We start from the raw sequence: 11,611 nt of genomic DNA, 5'->3' as shown, positions 1-11,611 counted from the left end.
CGCCAGTATTTTTAAGGAGAGTACCCTTGCCCAGAGTCACCTTATTGGCAGAGGTGTAGTCCGTTTTTGCCCGCACCACAATAGACTCCGCCAAGCCGATATTTTCGCCTGTAGCGTAGTTATTCAGTACATCTTTATTGGCAGCCTCATAGTCCTGGGTACCGGCAGTAATAATCGACGCATTGTCGCCGATATTTACCTGGGTTCCCTTCCTGATAATATCCTTGCTTTCCAGCTCCGACATGCCAAAGAAATTGCCTGCCGTCATATCCAGTCGACTGCCATAGGTATTATGTTTACGGGTATTTAGTTCATTTTGGGCACCCACAAATACCTTGTCAGCCCCAATAATGGTACCATTGGCAATATTAGCCGTGGTTTCGCGGCCCTTCTGGCCAATAGTCAAGTCAGTGTAAACTCCACTGCCCTGCAGCAATCCGCCAGTACCGGACAGAACCTGAGCATCCATGCCATCATTTTGCTTGGCATTGACACGCAGCTCCCCCGCCGCACTCCAAGTACCAGAAATATGGGCATTGGCGGAATTATCAAAGTAGGTATGGGCACTGGCAATATTGCCATAATCAACTATGCCGCCACCAGAGCCCCGTACATAAGCATCCGTATAGGAATTGCCCGTGGCTCCCAGTATGAGATCATATACCTTGCCACCACCAGCAGCAGCACTAACCATATCCTCAGCCCTGGTATTGCCATTAATAGCTCCGGCAGCAAATTTAATAGCACTTACGGTAACATTACTTATATCGTTTTTACGGCTTACCTCATTTTGAGCAGCAATAGCCAGGGTAGCGTATTTTTCGACCTGTATATCATTCCCATTTTCATCCTGCTCCGTAACAGTGTAGGAATAATCCTCACTACCAATATTAACCGATGAATTGGTAGTGGTGGTGATGTTGGACTCATCACCACTGTAGCCAGGTATTGAAATACCAGCTACTGCCACGCTGCGCAGCCGGGAGGTGGCTGTGGTCTCGTTCGTCTTGCCCACCTGAGCCCCAAATAATACGCTTTTGGCACTAAAGGCGTTGTTGTCCGCTACATTTATTGTGGCACCGCTATTAGCCTCCACCGTAGCGACGGAAGCCATACCAGTTACTACTGCAACAGCATCATTATCAATATCCACCTTCAGATTAGGTGCATTGGTGGCATAGAAGGACACGGTATCTGCACCAAAGGTATAATTGCCACCTTTAAGGTTAATCTGAGATATACTATTATCCTTGGCATAGGTCCCATTATACCCCACCGAGGCCAAGCCAGCGGATATACCGGTACTGTTGGCAGTGAATTTCCCATTCTTTACGCTATTTACATTTATCTTGCCATTGGCGTTGGTACTTTTAATGGTATGATTTGTCCCGCTGGCGTCAAAATTAACTTCAGAAACGCTGGTATTATTAATACCTTCATCAATCACATTAAGGGAAACCACACCAGCTGACACACCATTCACATTGGTATTGACGGTAACATCATTGGTGGCGTTAATATTGACATCCTTGGCAGAGGTAATGTTGGTATTCTGCACATTAACCCCAGTAGAACCACTTAGCTGCGCTGTACTGGAAATGGCCGTAATGCCCACTACACCTAAATTACCAACGGCCCCCTGGGTGTAGATTCCTTTATGGGTATCATCATCATTTTGGCGCGGATTGTCCCCGGTATTGGCCAGGATATTCACCTGGCTGCCGGACAGAGCTGCCCCGTTCATATTAACGGCCGTGGCATTTTTCACCTTGGCATCCGCCTGGGTAACCACAAAGGTCTGTCCACCCACATCAGCCCCAATAGTCTGTAAATTAGCCCGATTTTTTTCCTCCGCCATCAAGGACAGATCCCCAGTGGCCGCTATGGTTGAACCGTTGACCGACACACTGCTGCCCAAATCAGTGCCAGCGACACCAGTATCGATGGTAAAGGCCGTGCGCTCCCGCACCTGCTGACGCTCAGCCGCCGTCAGGCCCACAAAGGCTTGGGTGTTATCCCTATCCTGACCATTGGCCGCTTTGATTTTATCCAGCAGAGCATCATCAGCCTTTATTCCCTCATTGATGGAGGTCGCCAAATGATTTACCCCGGCTGACACGCCGCCAAGGGATACGTTCAGCATAAGAGTATCCAGGTCGCGGTCTATATCCGCCTGTATATCCGTCTTGTCCTGAGAAGTCAGGGAGCTGTTATTGCTGATGGTAACCTGGGATTTATCCGCTATGGTATTAACTGTGCTATTAACACCGAAGCCACCGAATAAACCGCCCTGGGCTGTGCCGGTATTTTGGGTTGACCAAATAACATCGTGGGCTTTTGCATTGATTTTTCCCGCCTGAATGGTGGATTTATCAATAGCGACTCCCACATCAGAGGCCAAATCACTGTAATTAAATGTACCGCTTAAGCTGCCCCCCAGACCGGCCACACCGCCGGATACCAGGGCCGCATCCAGAACCGTCTTGTTCCTGGCCGTTATATTGGCCTCAGAATCATTCCTGGTGGTTTCCTTTATGGTACTGTTGGACACAGTAGTGCTAACGGTGGATTTCTGTTCCACAAGATTTATCCCCAGGCCGATGGCGGCGCCAGTAGCGGCACCGGACACATCAAAGGTACCCATATAGGCCCGACTCTCATTATCAGCCTGCAAATTGGCCTTATCGGTGTAATCCAGGGTAAGGTGGTCCGCCTTGGTCCCCACCTTCATGGCAATATCATCATTAATCACATTGGCATTACCATCTACGCCTTCAATAACCAGACCACCGGCTATGGCCAAATTGGCAATGCCTTGCTTGGACAGGGCCTGCACATCAACATCATGGGCCTTGGCCGTGGTATAGCTGGTTTCGGCCAGCACACTGCGGTTCAGCTTGTTGGTATTCTGAGCCGCCGCCACCGCCAGATTTTGGCCGCCGGCAATACCCACCTCAAAGGTACCAATATTGGTATAATCTGCTGCCTTTACCGAAATATTTTGGGCATCCTTAATAGCCCCGCCATACTGCGAGGTATTCTCATTAACCGAGGATTTGTTTACATACGCCTTGGTATTGCCCTGAACATAGTCCTCATTGAAGGTACCGGAAACTCCGCCAATGGCTCCGCCAGCTCCGGTAAGGGCATCAGAGGCTATGGCGTGGGTAGAGCTGCTGTCCACCACCAGACCGGTTAAGGCTGAATTAGTGCGGCCAGCCTTAAGCAGGGCCGGGTTAAAGGTGGACTTGCTGACCATACCGCTTAATATGCCATCGGAGCCGCCCTTAGCTGAATCCTTCATGCCGCTGTTGACGGAAATCTTTTTGGTTTCATCAGCAGTCCCTGCTGCATTGGTGACTAATTTACTGTCAGCCACTGAGGACACTGTATCACCAGTAATCTGATTATTGGCCACGGTAACACCGGCCGCCCCACCCTGCATCCCAACTGCCAACACACCTGCATAGTTGGAAATGGCATCGTCACTCTGAGCCACCACGCCAATATTGTTCTCACTGATAATATTGGCCTTGCTCATCTCTGCCGTGGTATTGCTGCCAATACGGTTATAGCTGTAGGAGCCACCTATGGAGAAGCTCCTGGAGCCGTCCATGCCGACGCCAATACCCAATAGCCTGGTGTCGGCGGTGGAATTTATGGCCAGATTGTTCATACGACTGGCCTGCACCGGCTGGTTATTCAGATAGCTATAGAAGGCCCTGGTGTTTTGGTGCACATCATTAAAGGACAGGCCCACACCACCGGCAATGGCACCACTAAAGGCCGTAGCCAATGCGGCACCGGCCGTCTTGTTGTTAATATCGGACTTGGCCTCTATCCGTACATCTGCCTGACCGGCAGCCTTGTCTGCATCCACAGAGCTGTTTTCCATACCGGCAGTAACATCCTTGTAGACATTGGTCCGGGCCACGCCACCCTGCAGATTCACCTTGGCCTCAATACCAACGCCCACGCCTACACTGGCCGCCTTAGCGGCATCAGTGGCCTTTACCTCCAAGGTGGAATTCTCCTGGGTTGTAATGGTGGCATCCTTAATAAGGGCACTGGTAGCTTCCTTCTTATTCTTTGTACCAATATTGGAATAGGACACGCCGCCACCGATACCGGCTACGCCCCCCTGGGTATAGGTCAGACTGCCGGCAATGGTGGTTTTTGATGTGGTATTTTCGGCCGCAACTGTCAGGTCCTTTACATTAAGGATATTAGTGCCCTGCTGGCCCTTGCTGATAATGGCTTCACTGCTGTTGCAGCCCTCGTTGATGGCCACGGAGCCCTGGAGGCCCAGCAGGCTGCTCTTGTCGGCCGCAAGTCCCAGTCCGGCCCCCAGAGCCAGCACATAGGTATTATTTTGGGCACCCAAATTGAGGCTGTCCAGCTTGTTGTCGGTTAAGCCCTTAAATGTGCCACCCTGTACGTAGACACCGGTGGTGTTATCCATATCATTATTGGCCATGGTCATACCACTGCCCACATTTTTGGCCTGATTAAACTGCCCGGCCACACTGACAACACTGGAGGTATTATCCGACTGCCCCGTGATGGCATTGGCCGTTAAATTACTATCAGTAATATTTACCTTGTTGTTATTGGTAACATTATGCCAGCTTACTCCTCCGGCTCCGCCGAAATAATCAGCCCCCACCGAAGCACCGGCGGCCACGCCCACCAGCTTGGTTTTATTGGTGGCAGCCGCATTAATGGACGAGCCCTTTAGGGTGGAGCCAGCCACATCCACGGACAGATTGTTTTTGATATCGTCCATGCCAATACCCACACCGGCCCCATTGCCGTTGATATTAATGCCGGCGGCCACATTTAAGGCCAGATTGTTGGCCGATACCGGAATATCAGGATTGTTGGCTGTCCCCTTAATTTCATTGTCCACCCCAGCATCAACCACAGCTTCGTTGTTGATGGCCTTCCTGGCATCCTGGGAAATATACTTATCCGTTACATAGTCCACATCAAGGCCCTTTTCCTGCAGCTCTGCCTTGCTGACGGACTGGCCACCCTCCACATCATGGGCAGCCAAGGTCACTGCATCGCTGGCCTCAATATCAGCACTGTTGCGGATAGCGGCAGTAATATTATTATTCACCTCATTGAAGGCCACGGCTCCATCCAACCCGATGGCGGTCTTGCCGCCGCTCTTGCTGCCCGCCACGGCCACATTAAGCTGATTAATGGCCTTGGCCGCTTCCAGAGTAAGCTTGTTTACCTTATCATAGTGCCGATTTGTGCCGCCGCTGATCAGGCTTATCACATTATTGGACAAATCGCTGTCGGATACGGAACCGCCCAGGTTGGCTGTTTTGCCGTCACTGCCCGTCCAGTTGGCCGCCAGTCCCCCGGTAAGCTGCCAGTCGCTGGCCATGGCCTTGTTGGTAATATCCGTTTTATTGCTGCCAGTATAGCCCTGGTTTACGTCGTTGCCAATGAGCATGGCCCGTACATTGTTATGCACGCTGTTATAAGAGACGGAGCCACTGGCCGTAAGACTGGTTCCACCACTGGTATTAACTGCCAGGGACAAACCGGAGGCCACCTCCGCCCCGGCCTTGTTCGCCTGATTGGTAACAGACCTGGCTCCCTCCAGCTGACTGTTCATAATAAGCGCATCAACTGTACGGCTAGCCTCCGTATCCGCCACGGCACCGCCAATGGTAACGGAGGGACGGGTATTCTGCTTCATGGCATTAAAGGCTGCCCCCCGGCAAAGGAGCCCAGGAAGGTGCTGTCAGCGGCCTGAACCGTAACGCTGTCCAGCTCAGCCGCGTTATTTTTCTCCAGCTGAATACCAGCCACGGTGGCGGCGGTATCACTGGTACCCTTATTCATCGCTGCACTGCCGGCGGCGGACAAATTAAAGCTGCCGGTGCCGCCTAAGTTGGCACTGGCTGAATTGCTGACGTTGGCCCCATGAATGGTATTCACGAGCTTATCGCCCGCCAGCCAATTGTTAAATTTATCCCGCTTGTTGCTTATATTCTGGACAATGTTACTTCCCGCGTCAAAGAACGACCAGGCCGAACCATTGGTCCCGGCAATCTCCGCCCCGATGCTGTTGATGGTACCGGTGGTGTTGGCCATGGCCGCAAAGCTATGGGCCTGCCATTTGCTGACAGCAGCCCCATCAGCCGTGGCTGTACCGAAGAAATTATCATCAACAGAGCCCATGTCCTTGGCCAAAGCCCGGGCCAATACGCTACGATTTTGGGTATGATTGGCGGCCTTCTGCTCCTGGGTATCCGTGTCTTTATCTGTGGTCTTGGCAACTCCCTGGCCATTATCTGCCACCTGGACAATATTGTTGGTATCATAAGCTACCCAGTTTACGCCAACACCCACTGCCCCCGTGGCATTCTTGCCCCCCAGAGTGAGGCCGCCGGTAATGGCATTGATGTTGGTATCATTATTTGTGTGCAATCCAATAGCACCATCGGCCGCCGTGGCCTTGATGGTGGCTTCATCATCTACGGACACAATGCTGTTGCCGGTGCCCTTAACGATATTTACCATACCCCCAATATTCAAGGTATCGGCCTTGCCGGAGGAATAAGCAATATCCACCTGCTGCATTTTATGGTCAACAGCTATATCCACAGCAGTACCCTGCAGAGTGGCATTTTTGCCCACCATAACCAGGCCCGTGCCGCCAATTTCCTGATGGGCCACACTGGCTCCCACGCCCACCTTGCCGTTTTGGTCCAGAGTTGCATATTCACCGCCCCTGCCGGTAATGGACACAACATCAGTGGCGGAATCGGCGGTTAGGGCTACTTTACCCTCACCGTTGCTTTCGCTATCCGCCACAATATTGGTGCCTTCTCCAATCAATACAGCAGCATTATTCTTTAGCTCATCCACCTGGACAGAGCCGGTGGCACTAAACTGTCCCGAGCCGTCCAGGGATTGATTCTTGGACTCAGTACGTACATGATAATGGGTATAGGCAGATGGATGGGTCATGTTAATGGCATTTTCCGCCAAAATAACAATACGCTCCTTGAGGCAGTCCTCCAGCTGACTGTCATCCTTTATTTTCTGAACAGCGGTTTGCAGCTTATCCCAATTGGTGAAGGTGGAGGGTATTTCCGTAGGCTTGCTCCAATCTATGGCCTGAATATTATCCTCCAAATTATCAAAGGCCGAAGCAAAGGCATTTTTAATATCCTCGGAGCATTGGTCCTGTATCGATGCAAAGGCGTCCTTGACCTCATTCCAGGCTGTTTTCACACCATATTTGCCCTCGGCATCCGGGGCATAATCCATGTGAGAGACGGCATCGATCTGTACATCACCGGCAGCCTGCAACGACTTGGCAGGAGCTGCTACCTTAACATTGGCATTATTTTGTACACTGTCCACCAACAGAGCCCCATTAACCAAGCCACCGCTGGTGGATGCGGTGCCATCATAGCTATTGGCATGGGTCATGGTGCTTACCACATTCATATGGAAGCCGCCGATTGGATTACCGCTGTTATCTTTATCCCCAATGGAGGTCTCAGCATTCAGCTTAAGATCACCGCCTGTGGCCATCAGAGCATCCTTCACCACCACATTGCTGTTGTTCTCCTGATGGAAAACGCCCACTGTGGCCCCGGCATCGCCGAATTTTTTCAGCTTGCCCACCAGACCGTCCCCCAAATCCACCAGCTTATCCATATAATTATTAACAGTATTCTTCTGGCTGTCATCTAATGGGCGTAATTCCACGGCCTTAATATCACTTGTAAATACCTGACCGGACACTGCCCCCAGGGTATTATTGACCGTCAGCATATCCTTTTTGACGATATTATCCGCACTGGCCTCAATGGACTGAGCCGTAACTGCCTTGTTTAGAGTAACATTGGCATCCGTCCGATCATTCACATAGGCTACACCAGCGGACAATACCCCCTCGTCCTCATTCATGGCCGAGGAAGCCACCACATTCATTTTTTCGGCCATATTGGCGGCAGCCTTGAAATCACCGGTGGCAGTAATCGCCTCATTCACCTGGACCTTGGCACTGCTCTCCGTATCCACAATAGTCACGGCACCATAAACCGTCGGCAGCTGGGTGGTGGTATCCCCATAGTCCCGTCTTACCTTCAGGCCACGGGCTGCCGCTGAAATATCCATATTGGCGTCAGCCCCCAAAGTTACTGCGCCAATAGAGTTATTGCCATGCTGCAGGGACAGGCCCTCCTTTACGGTAATGTTAGCCGTGTTTTTCCCCGTAACATTGGTATAAGCTCTTGCCATTACGCTGGCATCCACATCCATGGTCAAATCAGCGGTGGCGTTGGCCGTCAACGAATTGGCATCAATGGTTCCACCCAGAGAAATATTGGCGGCATTGGTCCGGTTACCGGTTCCCTCCATAATCCCCAACAGGAACTTGTCAATCCAGGCTATCCACTTGGACTGATCCGGCTGCATCAAATCAGCCGCGTCATCGCCAGTAATGAACTTTAAATACAAGTACAGACCTTCTTGCAGGGCTGCATCCTGGGCTATAGATTTGCGGATTTCGGTCTGGACCAAGTCCTTGACCTGCTGATTTTGAAGATATTTAAAAATGGCCCCCTCTTTGTAGGCGGTATCTGCATTGGCGCTAAGCTTTACTGCTCCCCCAGCCACCAGCTTGCCCTGGTTATCGATGCTTGCCGTATTGGTGGCGGCCAACAGCTCCTTTAGCCAGCCCTTTTCCCATTTATCCCAGTTTTCCAGCTCATATTCGTCAGTTTCCAAACCCTGACCATTAGTTTTCCTTACAGCTCTCAATTCCGGCAGGGTGCTGTCATCCACCCTGATGGTATTGGCCGCCTTTAATACAATATCACCGCCAGAACCGGTGGAAGCTGTCAATCCACTAGGAACCTGAGCATGATTAACTATATCCTCAAATTGAATACTACCTACACTGGACAGCTGGGCACCGCTTCTGACATTGATAACGCCAGCCCCTAATACAATGCCGCTATGGGTGTTAATGTGGCCGGATACAGTAAGAGTACCGCTGGTAGGGAGATTTCTGATATCATCGACGGTAAAGGCTTGCCCCGCCTGGCCGCCGCTGGCTCTTTTCTTGTTTTCTTCACCCTCAAAAAAATCAGCAAAGGCATCCTTTTGTACTACCATGCCGGTAAAGCTGCCGGCATTAATAACACCCTGGGAGCCTATGGCTATACCGTCGGGACTGAGAAAATACAAATTTCCGCCAATTTGGCCATTTTGAACCGCATTAAGCAAGCCGTTGATACTAACCCTGCTATTAACCATGTTTACCAGAGTATTGGCATAGTTGGTCTGACCCAGCTGGTTAAAATACATATCGGCCCGTGCTCCAGCCCCCAACTCAAATTTATCAAAGCGATTTACGCCCAAATCATCACTGACATGCTGGGCGTAAACCTTATAAATGCCATTATCAGCCTCAATAGGCGCAGCTGCCCCTTTGACGGTGATATTGGTTTCCGGCTCAGCTTCAGCCATCCCAAAGGGCAGAAGCGTAAGGCACCCCAAGGTAAGGCCCAATAACACCTTACCGGCCAATCTGTTATGTACGTATCTTTCCTGCTTCAGCTCATGTTCAACAGCATTTCTTTTTACTTTTTTACGAAATCTCCCTGTCTGCGACATGATAACCCCTCCTTGCCAGCTGTGCCTTAGAAAAGGACCTCACTTGCACGGTACACTTTACACGCTTGTATAATTTATGTGAATTTTTTAAAAAGTCTTACCAATACTGAACTGTAATCTCATACTGTCTGCCTTCTTGCCCCCCACATCTCTTTTCAGGGGCATTCCCACCAGCAGACTGGTATTAAATCCATTATTTTCCCAAGTAACACCAAGGCCGGTACTCATAAGGGTATTGGCTCCCGAAATGGCATAACCGCCGTTTACCCAGCCATAATCAAAGAACACCATACCATTCAGGCTTTTGTCCTTATTTAATGGCATATGGTATTCCAGCCCCAGGGCAAAGCCCTTGTCACCGCTGATAAAGCTTTCCTCGTAGCCACGGACTGTATTCATGCCGCCGATGTAAAACCGGTTGGCCGTACTCATATACGACTTGCCGCCCAGCTGACCACTGAGGCGGGTCACCAGGGCGTGTTTATTGGCTAATTCCTGGCGCCAATACATATTTATCTGGTACAAATTGACATTTTCTGAGCCGCCATACATATCCGATTTATTAGAACGCAACAGACCATATCTATGATAAAATACGGATTTTTTACCGTAATTGGTAAAAGCCACATATAAATTGTAGCGGGTCAGCTTGTCATCCAGCCAGGTCACTTCTCCATGTCCCCAGGTGGTTTTGGATTTCTGGCTGAGATAGGACAGACCCAGCTCACAGCGGTTGGATATGGTTACGGTCAATGGATAGCGCAGTCCCACACTGTAGGCTGTGGCATCCCCTTCAATGCCCAGGGAGCCTAAATCCCCATTAACCACTTCATTTTTATTGCCGGTATAATCCAAATCCAGCTTCAGGCCGCTGGTGCCCAAGGGATATGTATAGCCAATATTATAGGCCTTTGAACCGGAGCTGCGCATATAGCTGAGACGCAGGCTGTCACGTTGGCCGCTGACACTGCGCCAGTTGTAGAAAAAACCATAGCGAAGCCGGCCGCTGGTTTCATAGCCGTTGTTATAGGAATATAGAGTAAAATTATGGAGCTTAGGCTCAAAGGCATAGAGAACATAATCTGTGGTGCCTTCCTCTTTACCGGCCTGCATTTTTATTCTAAGGGCCACATCATTGGTGCCATTGAACCGCTGCAGGGAACGGTTTAATTCACCGGTATTGGCAATCTGGCCCTTCTGCAAGGGGAACCAGCTGGTGATATAGCCGGTACTGGTGGATTTGTTCCCTTCCAGGGTAACCTGTCCCGTGCGGCCCTCCACCAAATTTATATGAACCAGTCCCTCATGAATGGTCTGGGGCGGCAAAAAGGCCTGACAGGTCATATATTCCTTCTTTTTATAGATATTATTGATATTATCAACTATTTTATATAATTCCTTAACGGTTATGGACCTGCCCACATAAGGGGCAATGACAGCATCAATTTCTTCCTTGGTCAACACTTGAGACGGGTCCGTCTCAATCTGTTTCAGCTCAAAGCTCATGTCAATATCCGCCGACTTGGATCCATTTTCCGGTATCCCCTCCACCCGTTCATTACGGGTGGCCTCATCTGCCCTGATCTGTTCAGCAATACGCTCACGCTCCATAGCCTCCCTGGTCTGATTCATCTGCACACCTGCATCTGCGGCACCAGGCAAAAAATCTGATGGAACGGGAGGAGCCGCCTGTACACCAGTGCCCATGAGGGCCAACATTGCTGCACATGCTGGTACTATACTTTTTATCCTTAACGAAGTATTGCTGTTAAATATATTTTTGAATTTAAATTTACGGCGTCTTGTTTTGCCCTTTCCCCGCATTAATAAAACCTTCTCCCTAAATTTATCGAAAAGCTAGTTACAATTATCAATTAAAAAATAAAAAAACAGATTTCCCGCTACCCTTTATATCCCTTTCAGATAAAATGATAACTTATTCAGGTGGAGTTTT

Annotated in this window: 3 protein-coding genes; all 3 read right to left on the bottom strand. The window is 50.1% G+C overall.

Translation table 11 applies throughout. The features are described from left to right. Window positions 1-5,716 (bottom strand): hypothetical protein (locus Q0Y54_RS08515; protein ID WP_297966339.1); only part of this gene is annotated, 5,716 nt, incomplete at its 3' end. Then, window positions 5,713-9,657 (bottom strand): leukotoxin LktA family filamentous adhesin, encoded by a 3,945-nt coding sequence (locus tag Q0Y54_RS08510; RefSeq protein WP_297966336.1) that lies wholly within the window; start codon window positions 9,655-9,657, stop codon window positions 5,713-5,715. The genes Q0Y54_RS08515 and Q0Y54_RS08510, both read right to left, overlap by 4 nt. Window positions 9,658-9,744: 87 nt before the next feature. Continuing rightward, window positions 9,745-11,364 carry a ShlB/FhaC/HecB family hemolysin secretion/activation protein gene (locus Q0Y54_RS08505; protein WP_297966334.1) on the bottom strand — a complete coding sequence of 540 codons (1,620 nt, stop codon included), beginning with the start codon at window positions 11,362-11,364 and terminating at the stop codon, window positions 9,745-9,747. Window positions 11,365-11,611 lie beyond the last annotated feature (247 nt).

Source organism: uncultured Anaerovibrio sp. (assembly GCF_947302755.1).
Lineage (GTDB): Bacteria > Bacillota > Negativicutes > Selenomonadales > Selenomonadaceae > Anaerovibrio.
This window is presented reverse-complemented; position numbering and strand designations above follow the sequence as displayed.

Bases quoted from the DNA above. Each gene is read 5' to 3' on its own strand.
- Q0Y54_RS08510 (WP_297966336.1), bottom strand. From the start codon at position 9,657: ATGTCGCAGACAGGGAGATTTCGTAAAAAAGTAAAAAGAAATGCTGTT.
- Q0Y54_RS08505 (WP_297966334.1), bottom strand. From the start codon at position 11,364: ATGGGCACTGGTGTACAGGCGGCTCCTCCCGTTCCATCAGATTTTTTG.